The organism is Candidatus Paracaedibacter acanthamoebae (assembly GCF_000742835.1).
GTDB lineage: Bacteria > Pseudomonadota > Alphaproteobacteria > Paracaedibacterales > Paracaedibacteraceae > Paracaedibacter > Paracaedibacter acanthamoebae.
In genome coordinates this window covers 2,379,288-2,399,269 of record NZ_CP008941.1, presented here as the reverse complement: position 1 = coordinate 2,399,269, position 19,982 = coordinate 2,379,288, and the positions used below count along the sequence as shown (strand labels likewise).

Annotated in this window: 12 protein-coding genes; 5 read left to right on the top strand and 7 right to left on the bottom strand. The window is 40.1% G+C overall.

Annotated features, from left to right (window positions below):
- Positions 1-97: 97 nt before the first annotated feature.
- The 4 genes from ID47_RS11030 to ID47_RS11015 form a co-directional block, all read right to left on the bottom strand.
- On the bottom strand, positions 98-1,624 hold the full coding sequence (locus ID47_RS11030; protein WP_038466584.1) for a sensor histidine kinase: 1,527 nt from the start codon (positions 1,622-1,624) through the stop codon (positions 98-100).
- A gap of 550 nt (positions 1,625-2,174) precedes the next feature.
- Positions 2,175-2,768, bottom strand: a complete 594-nt coding sequence (locus ID47_RS12105; RefSeq protein WP_051908860.1) for an NUDIX domain-containing protein — start codon at positions 2,766-2,768, stop codon at positions 2,175-2,177.
- A gap of 540 nt (positions 2,769-3,308) precedes the next feature.
- Positions 3,309-3,743 carry a hypothetical protein gene (locus tag ID47_RS11020; protein ID WP_156956749.1) on the bottom strand — a complete coding sequence of 145 codons (435 nt, stop codon included), beginning with the start codon at positions 3,741-3,743 and terminating at the stop codon, positions 3,309-3,311.
- A gap of 148 nt (positions 3,744-3,891) precedes the next feature.
- The gene (locus tag ID47_RS11015; RefSeq protein ID WP_038466578.1) at positions 3,892-5,196 is read right to left on the bottom strand and encodes a DcaP family trimeric outer membrane transporter; all 1,305 of its coding nucleotides are present in this window, start codon (positions 5,194-5,196) and stop codon (positions 3,892-3,894) included.
- Between the two features lie 207 nt (positions 5,197-5,403).
- On the opposite strand from ID47_RS11015, the gene panD reads away from it, so the two are divergent.
- The 4 genes from panD (at position 5,404) to ID47_RS10995 (ending at position 11,279) form a co-directional block, all read left to right on the top strand.
- A complete protein-coding gene (gene panD / locus ID47_RS11010; protein WP_038466575.1) occupies positions 5,404-5,769 on the top strand; it encodes an aspartate 1-decarboxylase in 366 nt (121 codons plus the stop codon).
- Positions 5,756-7,312, top strand: coding sequence for a TRIC cation channel family protein (locus ID47_RS11005; RefSeq protein WP_038466572.1), 1,557 nt, complete (start codon positions 5,756-5,758; stop codon positions 7,310-7,312). Before panD ends, ID47_RS11005 begins: the two co-directional genes overlap by 14 nt.
- Positions 7,309-9,546: an adenylate/guanylate cyclase domain-containing protein gene (locus tag ID47_RS11000; RefSeq protein ID WP_038466569.1), complete on the top strand. Its 2,238-nt coding sequence runs from the start codon at positions 7,309-7,311 to the stop codon at positions 9,544-9,546. The genes ID47_RS11005 and ID47_RS11000 overlap by 4 nt, the downstream gene beginning before the upstream one ends.
- 602 nt (positions 9,547-10,148) lie before the next feature.
- Complete coding sequence (locus ID47_RS10995) at positions 10,149-11,279, top strand: trypsin-like serine peptidase (RefSeq protein WP_198022298.1); 1,131 nt, start codon at positions 10,149-10,151, stop codon at positions 11,277-11,279.
- A gap of 208 nt (positions 11,280-11,487) precedes the next feature.
- On the opposite strand, the gene ligA is transcribed toward ID47_RS10995, so the two are convergent.
- The 3 genes from ligA to ID47_RS10980 are packed head-to-tail and all read right to left on the bottom strand — an operon-like array spanning position 11,488 to position 16,126.
- Positions 11,488-13,644, bottom strand: a complete 2,157-nt coding sequence (gene ligA, locus ID47_RS10990; RefSeq protein ID WP_038466564.1) for an NAD-dependent DNA ligase LigA — start codon at positions 13,642-13,644, stop codon at positions 11,488-11,490.
- Entirely contained in the window at positions 13,598-15,256 is a 1,659-nt protein-coding gene (gene recN, locus ID47_RS10985; protein WP_038466561.1) for a DNA repair protein RecN, read from the bottom strand. Before recN ends, ligA begins: the two co-directional genes overlap by 47 nt.
- 24 nt (positions 15,257-15,280) lie before the next feature.
- Positions 15,281-16,126, bottom strand: a complete 846-nt coding sequence (locus ID47_RS10980) for an outer membrane protein assembly factor BamD (RefSeq protein ID WP_084676025.1) — start codon at positions 16,124-16,126, stop codon at positions 15,281-15,283.
- A gap of 184 nt (positions 16,127-16,310) precedes the next feature.
- Here ID47_RS10980 and ID47_RS10975 point away from each other — a divergent pair, with 184 nt between their 5' ends.
- The gene (locus tag ID47_RS10975) at positions 16,311-19,751 is read left to right on the top strand and encodes a hypothetical protein (protein ID WP_038466555.1); all 3,441 of its coding nucleotides are present in this window, start codon (positions 16,311-16,313) and stop codon (positions 19,749-19,751) included.
- The last annotated feature ends 231 nt before the right edge of the window (positions 19,752-19,982 follow it).

The following is a 19,982-nucleotide window of genomic DNA, read 5'->3' as shown; positions in this document are numbered from 1 at the left end:
CTTGCTTAGACCTCCATTGCTTCACGATCTTTAAGCAGTCACGGCATCTTTTAATGATGGCCGGCCCTAAGTTAGCCCTTAAATTCAGCTTATTCCCTTATTTGGGCCAGGTAAAAATAAATGCAGCCCCCTCGCCTTCTTTAGATCCTAAACTAATTTTACCACCTTCTTGAGTAATAAGTTTTTTGACAATCGTAAGTCCCACGCCACATCCCTCAACTTCTTGCGCACTTTTAAGCCTCTGGAGTGGTTCAAAAACAGTTTCATGAAATTTTTGAGAGATACCAGGACCATTATCTTTGACAATAAAAATCCACTCAGTATTATTATCCAATCCTTTTATATAAATTTCTGCTTTTTCGGGATTATGGTGGTATTTTACAGCATTGGAGATCAGATTATAGAAAACTTGTGCTAAGAGGATTTTTTTCGTTTTAAGGGGTTGGTTACCATTCTCTAAGTTAATTTTTATTGCAGAAGGTAAATCAAGATAGGCAACAACTTGATTGATTATATTTGTTAAGTTAGTTTCTTCAATGCATGCGGCTGAGCCATCGAAAAAGTAGGAAAGAATATCCTGGGTCAAATGGTGAAGCTTGTGAATATTTCCCCGCACCTTATAAAGATAATCTAATGTAGAAGTTGGCAAGACTTCTTTACTTTCATCGAGGATAAATTGTGTAAAATTTTCAATTGCTCGTATGGGCGCCTGAATATCATGCGACATAAGATTCATCAGTGTTTTTATTTCTTCATTTTGAAGAGTCAGTAAGTCATTTGTTTCTTGGAGTTGACGGCGTGTTTCTACCAAATCTGTTATATCTCGCCACATGCTAATACTACCAATAATATGGCTCTGGGTGTCTTTCTGAATTTTTGCATTTAAAGAAACATGGATTTTTTCACCGTTCTTTTTTTGAAGTTCAAGCTCTCCATTGTTTACATAGCCGTTTCTAATAAAATCCTCTCTCATGCTTTTGACTTTCTGCAAACAATCTGGGTGATATAAGTTATACAAATTCATCGACAGGATTTCTTCCTTTGTATAGCCAAGTTTTTGAGCAAGAGTGGTGTTGCAATTAACGATTCCTATACTGTAGATATCTTCCCCAGCTGTTATCGAGGCAAACATATCAGGAGCATTTTCATAGAAATCATAAAAATATTGGAAAAAAGCATGAGATTTTATAAAAGAGTCATTTAAGGATGCAAGACTTTGTTGTTCCTTATTAATTTCAAACATATTTTTATCATCAGAAGCATCTCTATAAAGACAATGGTTAAAGAGAATGTTCCCTTCCTTATCTTTTGTTGCTAAAATATTTAAATAAACAAAGACTTTATCGCCATTTTTTGCTTTAAGAATTAATTCATGATTATAGATAGAACCTTGTTTTAAATACAGGCTCCTGGCTTGATCCAAAGCTTCATAACAGTCAGGATGGTAAAGACTGTTCATAGATGGTAAACTTACGGTTTCCTCTTCCGTATAACCTAAAACCCGCAAAAATTTTTTAGTAACATTTAATATTTTAAAATTATAAGGGTTATTAATTACCATTATCCTCATCTCAGGCGAATTATCATAAAATTCGCTATAAAAGAGGTGCTGCTTATAAGTCATTCACAAATCCTTTAAATAAAAAAAAATTAAATATTTAATGTAAAAAAAGAATATTATAAAATTAATTTATTTATTTTTTTATACATATCAAAATACTTTTCCAAATATCAGCACATAATAGTAGAGTTGAATCAATATAAAGTTTAGATTTTAGGCACACTTAAACCGGGTATTTAACAGCGTAATACTGCCAATATACCCCTTCTATTTTATTTCTGTAGGTATCGTATACTGTGTGGGTTAACGTACGATTTACATACGTAACAATAAATTTTTTATATTTTAACGTTAAGTTTTTTTAAAAACTTACCTATATTGATGTATTTAATTTAAATATAATTCACTTTTTAACATAACCTACTATTAACGAAGCTGCAATAAGGGAAAAGTAAAAAATAAATTCAATAATTTGGATATAGTATTATTTTTATATAGAATATGTGTCATTCCGCTATTGAGTGGAATAAGAGGAAAAAACCTTCTTCCATTATTAATATACTCAAAGAACAGTTTTCCTTTTATTTTTAAGGCCTTATTCCATTTAATAACTTCACGATACCGATTTTATCGTCGGTACAGTAGGGATATGTTGAGGGATACCAATGTTACAAACTTTTTTGCACGGATTACAGGATTTTAGATTTTTGAGATATTTCTTTAAAATCTCTTTGTGATCTGCAGCAAAAACCATGGTATCAATTTTTTTATTCAAATCATCAACACTATAAAGAATGACTTCTTTAGCATCACTGCCAGCAACAGGAACTTGAGGCGTCGTACAGGTAAAAGTTGCTTCCACGGAATGCTGTCTAGGATCTCGCCCAGGTTCACCATGAATTCCAATAAGCTGAAGAGTGTCAATTTGAGTAATATTTAGCTCTTCCTCAGCTTCACGAACAAAAGCCACTTGCGGAGATTCATATTCCACATGCCCCCCGAACATTGCCAAACCATAGGGGAATTTACCACGTTCGATGATAGCAATTTTATTATCAGGACACACATGGACAACGCCCGCTGCCGTTAAAACAGGGCGCTGCTGCTTTCCTTCGGGCTGGGTTTTCGTCGCAGAACAGCTGGAGAGAGTAAGAGCGCCTCCGAGACATAAAAAAATGCCCTTTAAGCGGTGGCCTTGAAAAAACATGATCGGTTCCTTAAGAATAATTAAAAACTAAAGACATCTTAAAGAATCTATTTAGTTTAAGTCAATTTTTAATATTTAATATTTGAGGCAAAATTAAAGTAAAAAAAGCTCCCGGTAAAGAAAGTAAGTTTTTAAAACTCATGAACGGATAGACCATAAAGTGATGAAATAACTAATCTCTTATTGGAAGCCTTACATTCTATCTCCCTTTTAAGGTTTCCTTATAAGCCCTCGACAGCATCTTAGGCCCCTGAAGATTAATTTTTTGCAGTCACTCATATAATAATTATATCGGTTAACTGGTTTTGCTGCTGTAAACGGAAAAGATTATTTTGTTGCTTTTTAAGCCTCTCCACAGCAGACAGGGGAAAAGTCGCCATATAATAAGGGTGAAAATCTAAGGCCCACGCTCTAAGGTAGCAGGTGCGAAGATCAAGGATAAAAAAAATGTTAGATTTACAGTCACATAGAAGGGGGTATTTTCCATCTTGATTTATCTTTATATGTATTAGGTTAGTTCTTCTCTTCAGAGAAATATCTTTATTTTTCCAGGGGAACAACAGTGCAAGGTTTATGACAGTCCAATAAGTCAGAAGTTATTTTTAAGTCAGTAGGACTACTTTTGAGGCTAATTATGTTTTCTTCTTGCTGCCACGTTTGAGTATTTAGGATGCTAATTTTATTATGAAGCTGAGACCATAAGAGAAAATACCGTCCATCTGGCGTAAATTTCATCAAAGACAAATCTTTTCCTACATTAATTCTTGAGACTTCCTGCTGGGTTTTATAATTCATTACATGGATAATCCTCGCGGGTCCTTGGATTAACACCAAATCGGGATTTGTTAAATCCAAGGGGGGCTGATGCTGTAAGGCAGCGGAAGATGATAAGGCGTGCACCGGAGGGTCAAGAGTTATCCCCTCGCCATTTCTGAGCAATAATAAAACAATTATCAAAGGGAACAAGCGTATCATGATCATTCTCAGATAAATGAAGTTGCAAGAAATTAAACTTTATTAATTAAAAGGAAGAAGAAAGGATTCAGCATAACTAATTTTAAGAGATACCCTTTTTCAAATCAGCCACACTTGAGATTCCTTTTCTTCAGCAACGCCAACAAATTTAATTTTTTGCAGCAGAATCAAATTTATAAATAAATGAACTTAATATCCGTGTATCTTCCCCATTGCGCTTAGTTTGAAGACCAGCACGTCGATGATAATACATGACTTCTAATCCCACTTGGCTGTTCGGCAGGATATTATAAATCGTATTAAGGTGATAACGTTGTTGGGTGGTATTAAACCCAGCCACAGAAAGGGATGTTTTTGGTTTTGATATTCGCGTGAGACTGGCACCCATGTTTGTCGATAATTTAGGGGTCCACCAAATTTCCGCCCCAGCAATATAATTCATAACTTTTATAGCAGAAAACTGTGACTCAATTCCTATACCATACTGAAGGTAAGCTGCCTGATTATTAAGATCATCAATATAACGGCCTGTTCCCCGGCCACCATTAATCTGCCAGATAAAACCACTATTTTTATAGATGTTCTGTCTACCTGTAAAGCCTATACCCCAGCCAGTCCGGCTTTTAGTAAAATCAGAAGTAAGACCCGTTACACTTTGGCGAACCCGAACTTGCAAACGGCGCACAACCCCGCTCAAGGCTATATGTCCATTTGTATGTTTAAATTTAAGTTGGGTGGCAAAATCCGGCACCTGCGATTTGCCGTAATCGCTATTGTCATTAAGAGTATTATTATTCTGAATGTACTCAGTATTAGGCCGTTCAGCAGCCATAGCTAAGGTTAAATATTTATTGAAATCAAATGTATAGCGAATCATCGTTTGACGACTTCCACCGTACAAATTATCCAGCGTATTTGTAAAAGCGGACATATCTTGGAAAGTATACCATGTTTGGCCGAGGAGAAATCCAGCAGCTTTGACATAAGCATGGCGAATCCGAGGCACAACAGAGGTTGTGGTCGCATTCTCGCTAAGGGCATCCTTGGCAAAATCAAGCTCAACATAAGCCTGGGTGTCAATGGTATTAAAACTTTTGCTGGCTTCGGCAAACACCCGCGAAGCGCTAATACCAGCATTAAAGTGGCGCCTGTTTTTTGCAGCCGCATCAATACCCTTGAGAGGCAGAGCCGCAGCGTCCAAGCCAAAAGCAGCCCCTTTCGCATTGATATCATAAAAAGCATCAACCTTAACGGTTCCACCAAACCTATACTTGAAATCAGTTGTTTTATGCTCAGCTGGTTTTTCCGACGGATGTTGCAATTGGCTCTTTACTTCCTGAAGATTTTTTTCAAGGTTAGAAATTCTTGTTAATAAAGCAGATTCATTCGTCGAAGCCGCTGCATAGCTTATAAGTCCTACACATGATAAAAGACTTGAAAACGTATAAGTCATATTGCTCTCTATTTGATAATTTTAATAAAAATTTAGCTTATTTTAGCCAAGGAATAAAGATAATTCTCCTTTTCCGCAGCCTTAAAGCTTCAATAAATATATATTTTTACAAAATTAATTTAAAAAACACCATGACGCCCGTTCCTTTAACTCTATCTTAATAAGTGGGTCACCATACTAAACTTATAGAGAAAAGGGAGAAAAAGAATGAGTACTTCCGTTTGTTTAATGCGGACAAAAATCCATCGTGCAACAGTGACAGAAGCGAACTTGAATTACATCGGCTCAATTACGATTGATCGAGATTTAATTGATGCCGCGGGGCTATTTTTATATGAACAAGTCCATATTGTGAACGTCAACAACGGACAGCGCTTTGTGACCTATGTTATTGAAGGGGAACGGGGCAGCGGAACAATTTGTCTTAATGGCGCTGCTGCTCGATTAGCCTCTCCTGACGATATCGTTATCATTATTGCTTACGCCAATGTAGACCTTCAAGATGCGGCAGACTTTAAACCTAAAGCTATTCTAGTAGATGGGGATAATAAGTTAAAAAATGAGTTACTTTAAAAAAACGATCATTTGTTGTTTTATGGCTCTTGGTATTAGTTTGGGAGGACTTCAAACAAATGCCAATGAGACAAAATACTCTACCTCCGATTTTACATTAATTGGTGGCTGGTATCCGTGGGATCCTTATCAATATTTAAAAATTCCGTCAGATCAAACGTCTTTAACGGGATTGGATATTGAGCTGCAAAAACTCATCATGAAAAAAGCAGGCTTGGAAGTTCAGATAACGCCCGTTTCATGGAAACAACATCAAGAAGATTTAAAAACAGGAGCCCGCGCCTATGCGATGGGGGCTTTTTATTCTGAGCAAAGAGCGAAAGATTTTTATATTTCTGAACCGTATCGATTTGAAGAAAATTCTTTGTTTGTCCGACGACGCGATATGGCAAAAATGAAATTTGATAATGTTGAAGGATTTTTAGCCTATGCCCGTCAACATAACTTGAAAATTGGTGTCATCGATAAATATCAATATGCCAGCCCCGTCCTTAATAACTTCATTAACGATCCTAAAAACGAGGACATTATTGTAAGATCAGATACCGATACGGTTAATTTGAATTTCTTGTTAACAGGCAAAATTCAAGGTTTTATTGCTGATCGAATTGTGGGCAGCACCATCATTTGGCGACAAAATGTTGGGCGGGAGGTGGCAGAAAAAAACCTGCACATCAAAGCGCCTATTTATATCCTTATGAGTAAAAAGAAAATAACAGAAGAACAATATAAGGAAATCAATAAATCCATTCAGAGCATTAAGAATAGCTCTGAATACACTAAAATTGTATCATGGTATTTATACCCTGTTTTATTGCTAGAAACTACAGAAACAGATTGGTTCTATTTTATCGAGATTATTGGAATTATTGCTTTTGCTCTGTCAGGATTGGTGGTGGCCTACCGATGCAATGCTAGCTTATTTGGCACCTTCATTTTAGCCTTACTCCCTTCCTTTGGCGGGGGTGTTTTGCGCGATGTGATCTTCGGCCGCTACCCGGTATGGTTCATGCAAGCAAGTTTTTATATTCTTTTGGTTATCACTATTGTTGTTGTGGGATTCATCTTGGCTAAACTCGCCTCTTATAATTTGAATTTTTTGAGAAAATATTCTCATAAGAAATATTTTTCACCCAGGATATTTGAAGTTTGTTTGATGGTAACTGATGCGATAGGACTCGCAGCATTCACCGTAACAGGGGTGCTCGTTAGCCTTATTGTGAAAGCTGATCCTTTATGGTTATGGGGACCATTTTTTGCCTTCTTAACAGGGGCCGGCGGCGGCATCCTTAGAGACATTGTTGCCAAAGAAGCTCGAGTGGGGGCAATTCATGGGCCTTTATACCCTGAAATTGCAATTTTCTGGGGGGGAGCCTTCTCCGTCTACTTGATAACAATTGTCAATGATGTCGACCCTATCAAAATTAAAATCTCAGTTATGGTCACAATCGTGGCTGCCTTATTAACGCGGATTTTAATTTACTATTACCGTGTGCCAAATATTTTTTATATACGTGAAAAAGACAAAAGTGGATTAGAATGATGAATATATGGAATAGCATAAAATATCTATTATCTTTTGGAAAATGCAAAGAGTTCTTCACCAAAAAAAGAAAGCTGCAGAGTGATATTTTATTTGAATCTCTGGCCATTCTATCGGTATCGATTTTATTGATCATCGGCTATACCTATTACAGCAATACCAAAACTATTTTTGATCAGGCACAAATTTACTTGCAAAACTCATCGGTGGTTTTAAAAGATAAAATTGTCAAAGCCTTAGAAGAAGCCGAAACAAGCATTAATGTTTACACGCCGCTCCTGAGTAATACGGATTTAAACAAAGTAACCAAAAATATTAATTACATTAATTCCATTACATCAACGTTGCACTCCTATTCCCACTTAACAACGCTCTATTTCGGAACGCCCGAAGGATATTTTTTCGAAGTCAGCCTTCCCCAAACAGTTGCACCCTATATTGTTACCTTAGGCTCAAAACTTCCAGAAAATGCGACCAGTGTTATTAAAGTTATCAGTCATGAAGATAAGCCTGAACCGAAAGAGTCGACCGTTAAGGATGTTAATGAAATTTGGACATATGTGGTTGATGGCAAAGAGACTTTACCCAGCCGAGTTGGGGAAAAAACCGGCTATGATCACAGAAAAAGGGATTGGTACGTTAATACATCTAAAAGTCAATTGCTGCAATGGAGTAATATCTATGTGTTTGCATCCACCTTGCGGGGAGAAGCTGGCATTACTGCTTCCCAATCTATTATTGATGAAAAAGGCGTGTTTAAAGGGGTTTTTGCAGCTGACATTAGTTTGAAAAGTTTTTCTGATGTATTAAAGCAGGCTAAAATTAGTAATAATGCTGTCGCTTATATATTTGATGGAAAGAACCAGATTGTCGCCAATTCTAAATCTCAACCCAATGTTATTGTTAAAGACTATAATTACAAGCTTTTAACTGTGACAGATTTAGGAGATCCAGTTTTAACAACGGCGATACAGCAATATGACTTTGAAAATGGTAAAGAAAACTTCCTACATTTTTCTTACCAAGGGAATGAATATATTGCGGCTTTTGAGGAATTTCCTAAACTATTCCAGAACAATTGGAAAGTTGTTGTTATCTCTCCCCTCGATGATTTCGTGATGCAGATCAAGAAAAATAGAAATAACACTCTGCTCTATTCATTGGTTATTCTTCTGATTGCTTTTATGTTGGCGTATGGATTAGCCCGTCGTATCTCTAAACCTATTATCTTTTTGGCTGAAGAAGCTAAAAAAATCCAAGACCTTAACTTAAGTGGCAAAGTTTCCATTGATTCAAGAATTAAAGAAATTTCTGAATTGTCACAAGCGATTGGTTCCTTAAAAATGACGATGCAGTCATTTTCTTATTATATTCCAAAAGCCTTAGTTCGAAAGCTAATTAACCGGAAACAGAGTATTCATATCGGTGGTAAGTCTAAAGAAGTCACCTTAATGTTTACAGATATCGCTGGTTTTACGAGTGTTTCAGAGTCCCTTACCCCTGACAAACTGGTCGTCCACCTCTCTGAATACTTTGAAGAACTAACGAGTATCATCATGGCTAATAACGGTACGGTTGATAAGTACATTGGGGATGCGATCATGTCATTTTGGGGAGCACCCATCCCCGATCGTCATCATGCCTATAATGCCTGCCGAGCAGCTTTATTATGCCAGCACCGCTTGTCAGAATTAAACCGTATTTGGAAACGCGGCGGTTTCCCTGTATTTAATACTCGCATTGGTCTGCATTTAGGGGAGGTAATTATTGGTAATATTGGGTCGTCTGAACGCATGAATTACACAGCTATTGGAGATAGTGTTAACTTATGCTCACGCTTGGAAGGCCTGAATAAATATTACGGAACACAAATTATCGTCAGTGAAGATGTTTATGATCGGGTGAAAGACTCATTTTTAATGCGCCCCCTCGATCGTGTTGCTGTGAAAGGGAAAAATAAAGCGGTCAGAATTTATGAATTGATTGCCCAAATAAAAGAAGATAATTCCTTACTGCCAACGGACGAACAGCTTGAATTCTGTGCTAATTTCGAACAAGCATACAAACTATTTTTAACACGGCAATGGGAAGATGCCTTAGCGCTGTTTGAATCAATAACACCGATCAATAATGTGGATCTAACCCTCCAGATTTATGCTGAGCGCTGCCGTGAATATTTAAAAACCCCTCCTCCTAAAGAGTGGGATGGCAGCGTCCATATGACTCAAAAATAGTGAAGTTTTAGTAAAGAGGCTCCAATTTTGGTTTTCAGCCTATGCATTACAACCAGAAAGAGAGAAGTTAAGCTTTTCATTTCTGGTTCCCCCACAGATTAGTTTTCTTAGCTTGTATCAGATAGTGTGGACGAATGCATTGCATCCTCTCAATTAACTACCAGACATAAAAGAAATACGAAAAGAGTGTTGATAGACATTACCCCTCAGCTTCTAATAGCTAATAAAATATAGAACTATGCTTTAGAGTGTTAAAGGTTCAATACTATCATCTTAATAATATTTTCTATTGTTTTTATAATTATGCTTTTACTCAATCGCAGTTGCTGCAGTTAGAGTAAAAAAAGGCAAAATTTTTACTCTTTTTTGCTTAACTGTTAACGCATTAAATCAACCTAGTTAGGAATAGGTTAAGAATAAATATCTTTAGGGACTATTGCCTGTTCCTACTATGAGGAGCATCACATCAATATAAAGTTAAGAAGGTAAAAAATGAAATTTTTTAGTAAAATATTTTAATACTATTTTTATATAGTACTCCATATTCATTATTAGCAATGGACTCCCCTTCAGGTGACTCCCCCCCGAAAAGCAGGGCAGAAGTGCGCCATGAAAAAACTCCAAACTTTAATGCACGCTATAAAATAACTCATACAAAAGAATATCCCAATTATTTTTTTGGTGAAATCGAATGTCACTTATATGATAAGCAGGGAAATCTTCTCCTTAATGATAGGGGAGAGCCAATATTAAATGGAGGTTCTGCAACACTTGTGGGTCCAAATATAATTTTAACTGCTGCTCATGTGCTCTACAATCAAGAAAAAAGGTGTGAGGCTAAAGTAACTGATGAAGATTTTTGCTTTTATCCAGGTAAGTGTGGAAGAGAGTCCTATGGAAAATTCAAAGTAGTGAATTTCTATTATCCTCAAGAATATAAAAGAGATGAGCATTATCCTTCAGCACATGACTGGGCTCTGTTATATTTAGAAGACAAAGTGGTAGACACAATACATAAAGATAATAACGATCAGGCAGAGAGAAAAGGAGATCTTCCTAAGTGGTTCGAATTAGTTACTCATAATGATGCTTTCTTACAAGGTCGTGTAATTAATGTGGTAGGATATCCAGAAGAGTATCCCCATGATCTGTATGCAGTAACAGGTGCTATTAAAGAACTTACTTCTTCTCTTATTTATTATGAATTAGATACAAGTCCTGGACAAAGTGGAGGCGCTGTATGGGCTGAAATGAATGGAAGAAAATGTCTAATTGGTGTTCATCAGGGAGGCCACCCAGAGGAGAAAACTAAACTTAACCTTGCGACTCGCTGGACCTCAGAAAAGCATAAAAAATATAGAGCATTTTTGAGAAAAGCTTCTGCTGAGGAAGAAAATGGAACCTACCATGCGTCTAGTGAGTGTCATGAGCATCGAAAGTTTCATAGGAATGGAAAATGCCATGATAAAGAATGTAATAGTAAAGTAAAGAGGGCGGTAGATAAAAGACAAGATAAGGATAAAGCACGGAAAAAAGTAAAAGAACCAGGAAAGGGCAAAGAACCTAAAAAGGATAGAGGTCAGAGAAAATATAGAGAACATAAGCAGGAGAATGAAGGGCAACAGCTTTCTGCTAAAAGATCATCTTCTTCTAGTTCAGACCTGTCAGATATATCCGATATATCCGATATATCAGACATTTCAGAGATATCAGAAATTTCAGACTCAGATTAAAGTATAAAAATTAAGACCTAGGTTGACTATTTTAGATATAAGGGAAAGAAATCAACCTAGGGAGTACCATAATGATAAGAATAGAGCTAAGTAATATCCGGGAAAAAATACGAGATTCTACTTAGAGGAAAGAGGCAGGGAATATAAGTAAGTTTTGTAGGCTTTTTGGATTATCAGCGTCCTAGTATAACTTGGCAATAAAACCGATCTATTTTTTCCCTAAACTTTGACAGAGCTCAATCCATTGATCTTCATTGAGGATTTCAACACCTAATTCGGCGGCGGCTTTGGCCTTACTACCCGCATCAGCCCCCATCACCACAAAGTTCGTTTTCTTAGAAACAGAACCCGCCACCTTAGCCCCTAATCGCTCCGCGGTTGCCTTTGCCTCAGCACGACTCATTTTTTCCAACGTTCCTGTAAAGACAATGGTTTTATTAGATAAAACTGAGTGTGACAACGTCTCAACAATAAATTCAGGAATAATCAAATGGCTGTGGAGTTTATGAATAATGTCGAGATTATGTGGTTCATGGAAAAAACCAAGCAAATCTTCGGCCATATTCTGGCCAATTCCATCCAAACTTAGCAAATCCTGATAGGCATCCGAAGTGTGATTTTGCGCTTGATGCATCGCGGTTAATAAAGTCGCTAAGGTTCTATAATGCTTTGCTAGTAATTTAGCTGTAACACTGCCAATTTGGGGAATGCCCAAGGCATAAATAAAGCGATCCAAATTAATCTTACGGCTTTCATTAATAGCTTCAAACAAATTATTGGCGGATTGAGACCCCCACCCTTCCAAAGCTCTCAACGGCGTCAAAGATACTTTATCCCGCTCTTCCAGAGTGAAAATATCCACCGGTGAGTGAATCAGCTTGTCCTGATAAAATGATTCGATATTACGACTGCCCAATCCTTCGATATCAAAGGCATCGCGAGATACAAAGTGTTTCAGACGTTCAACCGCTTGGGCTGGGCATAGTAGCCCATTCATACAGCGGCGTGCCACTTCTCCGTGTGTGTGAACAACTTCACCACCGCAGGCCGGACAACAGCTGGGAAACACAAATTCGCTAGAATTGGCTGGGCGTTTTTCAGTAACGACCGATACTACTTGGGGGATCACATCGCCGGCCCGCTGGACAATCACATGGTCTCCGACCCGTACTCCTTTACGGACAATTTCATCGGCATTATGGAGCGTCGCTCTTGACACCACAACACCCCCGACTGTCACTGGTTTCAAATGAGCGACCGGCGTTAAAACCCCTGTCCGTCCCACTTGGATGTTAATCTCTTCTAAAATCGTCTCAGCCTTTTCCGCCTCAAACTTGTGTGCTACCGCATAGCGCGGAGTCCGCCCTACACTGCCTAAACGCCGCTGCCACGCTAGATTATCGACTTTATACACAACACCGTCAATATCATAAGCAATTTCAGCTCTTTTACCATTAATTGTCGTATAAAATTCCTCAAGCTGAGTCAATGAGTGACAGAGGCGAATCTCTGGCGTGACAGAAAACCCCCACTTTTTTAAATTTTGAAGGCATTCATAGTGAGTCGCCGTTGTATCACCCGAAATAGCTTCATAGTAATAAGCAAAAAATCGTAAAGGACGGCGTGCTGTTACAGAAGCATCCAGTTGGCGCACCGAGCCGGCAGCAGCATTGCGTGGATTGGCGAATTCCGCCTCCCCCTCTTGAACACGCTGCTGGTTTAAGGTAAAGAAATCGGCGCGATTCATGTAAATTTCACCTCGAACCTCTAAACTCTCTGGGATATTCTCTCCCTGCAAGATTTGAGGAACAGTCGCTATTTGATGGACATTAGCCGTAATATCTTCTCCCTCACTGCCATCACCGCGCGTTGCAGCTAAACGCAATTTACCATTTTGATAATGGAGAGCCGCCGATAGCCCATCAATCTTAGGTTCAGCGACAATATCAAAAGTTTGGGTCGTCCCTAAGGACAAAAATCGGCGCGCCCGATCAAAGAAATTAGCTACATCTTCCGCACTGAAAGCGTTTTCAAGAGATAGCATCGGTACCCGATGTTTTACTTTTTTAAATCCTTTAGAGACAGGGGCTCCCACCCGTTTTGAAGGACTGTCTTCGCGACGCAAATCAGGAAAACGGGATTCAATCTGGCGATTACGAACCACAAGAGAATCATACGCTGCATCGCTAATTTCTGGGGTATCTTCTTGGAAGTAAAGCCGATCGTGATACGCAATCGTTCCAGCCAATCGAGCAAGCTCTTTAGCGGCTTGCTCACGGGTTAAACAATCCACTGCAATCGATGCAGAATCATCAGTATTACCCGAATCGGGCAAGTAAACTTCTAGCGGCAGCTCTGGCTTCATCGGTAATAACCTCTCCTGATAACATGCGGGCTATTTCTTCGTGGCGCCGCGCTAAAGGTAATTGAATCACATTCGTTAAAACTTGGCTACCCCGATCTTCCTTACTGACCTGAAAATGTGCATCTGCTGTTGCCGCGACCTGGGGAGAATGAGTAATCGTCAAGACCTGCATATGCTGCGCCAAGCGGGATAATCGCTGTCCCAAAGCCGCTGCAACAGCCCCGCCCACCCCAATATCAATTTCGTCAAAAACAATTGTGCTCACAGTAGAGCGAGTGGCTAAAATTGCTTTTAAGGCTAGCATCAGGCGTGCCAACTCCCCGCCTGAGGCCGCTTTTTCTAAGGGATGCCAATCTTGTCCCTTATTCATGGCGACTAAAAAGTTAATCTTGTCTATGCCTTGCTCTGACCAAGATGCTTCCTCGAGGGGAGTTAAACTAATGGAAAATTTAGCATTCGGCAGTTTTAATTCCGGCAGCTCTGACATAACAGCAGCACTTAATTCAAGGGCCTTCTCGGTTCTCGCCTTCGATAAAGTTTGCGCTTGAGCTAAGAATTCTTGCTTGCAGCGATTTGTTTGCCGTGCCAGTTCTACTGCACGCGTTTCCGCTTGATCCAAATCATCCAAGTCTTGTTTGAGTTGGGTATAAAATTGCGGCAAATCCGTTGTCGTCACATTATGCTTACGAGCGATCGCTCGTAAGGCATGCAACCTGTCATCTATGCGCTGTAATTGCTGCGGCTGATCATCTACCTGTCCTAAAATTTCTTCGAGTTGAGCCATTGCTTCAGTGGTCTCACTCCAGGCTTTCTCCAGGGCAACAGTCGCTTGATCGATATGATCATTCCCACCAGCTGGGTGTTTTTGCAAAGAACGATACGCAGTTTGAAGGGCTGATAAAACCTCTGCTTGCTGCAGACAGCCATGCGCTAATCCGACAGATTCAAATAACTTTGAAATCCCCAGCAAAGACTGACGTTTTTCAAGTAATTGTTCCTCCTCTCCCTCGTCGGGCGACAAAGCCTCTATTTCTTTAAGCTGATAACGCAAAAAATCCTCATGACGCTTGAGGTGATCAAGACGCTCTTCGGCTTGACTTTGAGCCGCCACTGCTTCCTGCCATACGCCATAAGCCATTCGCACAGCATTTTTCAAATTTGGTTGATCCAAATAATCATCTAAAATTCGACGGTGAGAAGAAACATCCATCAGACGATCAAATTGGCCATGAACCTCGACCAATAGATCCCCTAAGGATCGTAAAAAGGTAACTGTAACAGGCTGATCATTAACCAACGCTCGATTTTTGCCATTATTGGCTAGGCTGCGTCTGATCATTAAAGTTTCTGATCCCGGAATTCCTTGTTCCTGCAACAAGGTTAAGGCAGGGTGATTGGCCGACAAAGAAAATTCTGCGGACAGGAAGGCTTGATCACACCCTTTACGAATTAACGCTACATCACTGCGATGCCCCAAAATTATTCCCAAAGCATCCAATAAAATTGATTTACCAGCCCCCGTTTCCCCTGTTAAAGCTGTCATGCCTTTAGCAAAGGATAAATTGAGAGAGTCAATAATAACAAAGTTCTGAATTATCAGCGTATTAAGCATAGTCTCCCCCTCTATCCAGTTTGATTATTTAACTGGCGGTTTAGGATCCGTCGTTTTATGTTCGGGTTTTGTATCTGCCTTAAGGGCTTGTTTTTTTGGTAAGACGACCTTTGGATTTTTATCCATTATCAAGGCATGAGTATCAGCATACCAAGGGCTACCGGGGAAATTGTGTCCCAAAATGGCTGCTATCTGTTGAGCTTGTTCCGGCAAACCTAAAGCCAAATAGCATTCGACCATCCGATGCAACGCTTCTGGCACGTGAGACGTTGTTTGGAAACGATCAACAATTTCTTTAAAACGATTCACGGCTGCAAGGTAGGACCGTTGGCGCAAATAATAACGACCAACATCCATTTCCTTACCCGCTAAATGGTCTCGCAACAAATCCATCTTAAACTTTGCATCCCGCGCATAGGGGCTGTCGGGGAAACGGTTCATAACTTCGCGAAAGGCTTCTTGGGCTTTTTCCGTTACAGTTTGATCACGGTGAACCGTTGGGATTTGCTCGTAATAACACAATCCCACCATATAATAAGCATAGGGGATGTTTTCGTGGCCCGGGTGCAATTGAATAAAGACGTTGTAGCCTTCAATTGCCTCATTATATTTTTTGGCTTCATAATAACAATAAGCCGACATCAGCTGTGCCTTTAAGGACCACTCTGAATAAGGGTGTTGGCGTTCCACCTCAGCAAATGTTTTAGCTGCTAGATTATAACTGCCACTGTCCATTTGGCTTTTAGCAGTCCTATAAAGTTCCCCAACCGGCATTTTAGCAAACGCATCATCATCCTTATCAGAACAAGAGATTAAAAGGGTTGTAGCCAATGCTAGAAGAAGTTTATTTACTGAGGATTGCATCATCATCTCATTATATATTTGTGTGTTATTCCAAAGTTTAATCGATTGTTCTCAGCATCGCAAGATTTTCTCGAGGTCGACTAAACAGCCTTCAAAAAATTCAGAAAATTATGGGCGGTCGTTAACTATATTTTAAAAAATTACTCCTCATACTTAGTACTGAGAATTTCTAATGGAATGGATTGAGGTAATGAATAAAGTAATTTTAGCACTGGTAAGTCTTTTTATAAGTGAGCAATCTATGGCAGCCGCCACTACCGTGGACAATAAAAATCATCAACCATTGACTCAAGCCAAAAAAGCACGTCCAAAATCCTCAGCCAAAACAGGAGCTCCCCGCGAAACTGCCAATGCAGCCCACCCTGCCGCCACAATGGCCACCCACAATACAACGGCAAAGAAAACTAAACCAACTCCAACAGCTGAAAAATGTCCAAAAAATTGCCATGAAGCGGGCGTGATGCTGCAGCACATTCATGGCTTGCGTGTTAAAATTGAAGACAAACAGCTTAGCCTAAATCCAAAGTATCAAAAGAAGAAGATTAACCCGGTTAATGTCGCTCAGTTTAAGGGAACTTGTGAGAAATCCTGTCCACAAATTACCGGCATTCAACGCCAAGTGGACAAGTATGAAAAAGATTTAGCTGCCCTCAATGCCAAAGCAGGCGTGACGCCGGCAGGAAAAGCTACTCAGAACCAAGCTAAACCGACGCAAACAGGCGAAAAATGTCCAAAGAATTGCCATGAAGCGGGCGTGATGCTGCAGCACATTCATGACTTGCGTGTTAAAATTGAAGACAAACAGTTCAGCCTAAATCCAAAGTATCAAAAGAAAAAGATTAACCCGGTTAATGTCGCTCAATTTAAAGGAACGTGTGACACATCCTGTTCACAAATTACCGGCATTCAACGTCAAGTGGACAAGTATGAAAAAGATTTGGCTGACCTCAATGCCAAAGCAAGCCCAGCAGCTAAACCAACGCAAACAGGCGAAAAGTGTCCAAAGAATTGCCATGAAGCGGGTGTGATGCTGCAACACATTCATGATCTGCGCGTCCAGATTGAAGACAAGCAGTTCAGCCTAAATCCAAAGTATCAAAAGAAGAAGATTAACCCGGTTAATGTCGCTCAATTTAAAGGAATGTGTGACACATCCTGTCCACAAATTACCGGCATTCAACGTCAAGTGGATAAGTATGAAAAAGATTTGGCTGACCTCAATGCCAAAGCAGGCCCGGCAGCTAAAGCTACTCAAGCAGGCGAAAAGTGCCCGAAGAATTGCTTTGATCTGGGTGAAAAGCTAGAAGCAGCTTATAAGATCCAACTTGAAATTGAGAATGAGCATAAACGTCAAAACCCAAGTTATCAAAAGAAAAGCATTCGACCTGTTGATATTCGCCGTTTCATAGGCAAATGCGACACCTCTTGCCCACAAATCATCCAAGCAGAAAAGCAAGTTCAACGCTTTGAAAAAGAATTGGCTGATCTTAAAGCAAAGGAACAGAATCTCGCGACAACTACCCCAGCGTCTGTAAATGAGGAAGCATCACAACCGCAACGCCTAAAAGGACAGTGTACTCCTAACTGTGATAATGAAGTTGATTTGCGCATCAATATTCGTCAAATGAATATTGAGTTAGATCAATTAAAGCTTGCTCAAGATCCAACATTTAAAGTGAGAACATACGAAAAAGAGATCAATCCAAGCATCAAAATTGGCAAGCAATGCCCTGTTGGATGTAATAATATTAAATTGCTTGAAACTCGCAAAGCTCAATTAGAAACAGAGATTGCTAAAGTTAAAGTTAACGGCAATCCGACTGCGTCTCAATCGGCTAGCGTGAAGGGCCAATGCACCCCTAACTGTGACAATGAAGTGGATTTGCGAACAGATATTCGTCAACTCAATACACAGGTGGAAGAACTCAAGCATCAACATGATCCATCATATCGGATGAAAACATTCAAGGATATCGATCAAAGCATCAAAATTGGCAAGCAATGCCCGGTCGGATGCAACAATATCAAACGCCTAGAGAAACGCAAGGCTGAGTTAGAAACAATGATTGCGACTCTCGAAAAAACGGCGACTTCATCACCTGTTGAAGAAGAAACAACTCCGCCAGAACCCACGGCAACAGACCCCCTAGAAGAGGCCAATGATACAGGAGCAGCGATGCCAGAACTTACAGAGGAAACTCCCTTGGGAGAAGCAACCAAAGAAGCATCGGAAGAAGCACCTGAAGAGCCAATGTCTGCAGGGGCACCTCAGAAAAAACGTAGCCTCTTCAATCGATTGACCGGTACCGTTACGAAACATGCTGTCAGAGCCGCTAGTACAGTTAGAGATGCATTCCTAGCCCGTCCTAGAAAAACAGACAATTCATTCGGTTCAAGTGAAACTTATGGTGCAGATACAGAGGAGCAAGAATCAGATACGCTCGCTACAGGCAACCCATCGATGGATACCTCTGCCGGAGAAGAACCTGTCGAGGACCAAGAGTCAGATTCGAGCGCAACTGCTTCTGCAGAACCATCTTTCGATGCAGTAACAAATGAAGAACCGGCACCTGCCGAGACTGCTGATCAAGAATCAGATCCTCTAGAAGGCTCAACCAATCCTTCCTTAAGTCCCTCTACCGGCAGTGCTCCTGTTAAGCATCAGATGGGAGAGGACAAGATGAGCGCTTCCTCTCGCGCTTCGGTAAATGTAGCAGCAAGTGAAGAGCCAACACCTATGGATACCATGGATCAAAATTCTGACACTCTAAGCTCAAACAACGCTCCAGAGGACGAGTCAGTTAATAATGAAGATAGTGGTTCAGAGGGAGCGGTTCCCGCACAACAACCTTCCGACGAAAGAGGAGCAAGCGAAGTTCCATCACAGACAGATATAATTGCCCCAGAAGCGGACGCTCTCGATTTAAACACGCCATCACCAAGCACCGCCAAGGAAGAACCTGCTCCTGAACAGAATACTGACTCTAAGGCGGTTCTCCCCTCACAACCATCAGTGGAGGAGCCGGCAAGCGAAGAGCCGACACTCGACAATGGCGCAAGCACTGTTAGGAGTCCGTCTAATGCCGCTAATACTATCCCTGATAACTCAAGAGATGAGTCATCTGAGAGCATTGACGGTCAATATGAGGATAATAGAGAGTCCAGCATATCCACGGATGAGACTACAGAATATTCAAATACACCGTATGGGGATGGTGGGAATGGAGGTGGTGAAATATTCCACAGTGATTCCGACGATAATGACAACGGTAATGCTTTAGGCGCCACTGCGATGGCGACAATGGGCAATATATTTAATGGCTTACTCGCTCAACAACAACCACCGATGCAGCAACAGCCTGCTACGCAACAATCTTCTGCTCAAACTGCCACCATTCCCCAAATGGCGGCTACCAATCCTCAGTATACGGACAATTCATTGAACGATTACGGTGCAACCATCGATGATAGTAACAGTTCTTTAGATCAAACTGATGGACAAGCTGGACTGAATAGCGGCTATGGTGATGAGGGGACTTACGGTGATTTTGCCGACACCACTGACGCTAACGGCGATAGCCCTTCCGATGGGAACGATCCCTCTGTTAGTAACGCCTACGCCTCTTATTAATCTAGCGTAACTTTCTTGAAACGAAAGAATACATCCTCAACCTTAATTGGGGATATTCTTAGGAAGATCTTTTTAAGCTAATGGGTTATACTTATCTAGCCGAAAGAATTGCCTTAATTGAATGATGATAGTAAATACTCTTAACCTAATCTTATCTCTCTAGGATTTATTCCGTAGAACTTATAGAACTCTAGAGAGAGAAAGAATCTTTTACACTTAGACCTGTTGTAA

Excerpts from the sequence above, each read along its gene's own strand:
- ID47_RS11030 (WP_038466584.1), bottom strand. The coding sequence starts at position 1,624 with ATGACTTATAAGCAGCACCTCTTTTATAGCGAATTTTATGATAATTCG.
- ID47_RS12105 (WP_051908860.1), bottom strand. The coding sequence starts at position 2,768 with ATGTTTTTTCAAGGCCACCGCTTAAAGGGCATTTTTTTATGTCTCGGA.
- ID47_RS11020 (WP_156956749.1), bottom strand. The coding sequence starts at position 3,743 with ATGATACGCTTGTTCCCTTTGATAATTGTTTTATTATTGCTCAGAAAT.
- ID47_RS11015 (WP_038466578.1), bottom strand. The coding sequence starts at position 5,196 with ATGACTTATACGTTTTCAAGTCTTTTATCATGTGTAGGACTTATAAGC.
- panD (WP_038466575.1), top strand. The coding sequence starts at position 5,404 with ATGAGTACTTCCGTTTGTTTAATGCGGACAAAAATCCATCGTGCAACA.
- ID47_RS11005 (WP_038466572.1), top strand. The coding sequence starts at position 5,756 with ATGAGTTACTTTAAAAAAACGATCATTTGTTGTTTTATGGCTCTTGGT.
- ID47_RS11000 (WP_038466569.1), top strand. The coding sequence starts at position 7,309 with ATGATGAATATATGGAATAGCATAAAATATCTATTATCTTTTGGAAAA.
- ligA (WP_038466564.1), bottom strand. The coding sequence starts at position 13,644 with ATGAAGCCAGAGCTGCCGCTAGAAGTTTACTTGCCCGATTCGGGTAAT.
- recN (WP_038466561.1), bottom strand. The coding sequence starts at position 15,256 with ATGCTTAATACGCTGATAATTCAGAACTTTGTTATTATTGACTCTCTC.
- ID47_RS10980 (WP_084676025.1), bottom strand. The coding sequence starts at position 16,126 with ATGATGATGCAATCCTCAGTAAATAAACTTCTTCTAGCATTGGCTACA.
- ID47_RS10975 (WP_038466555.1), top strand. The coding sequence starts at position 16,311 with ATGAATAAAGTAATTTTAGCACTGGTAAGTCTTTTTATAAGTGAGCAA.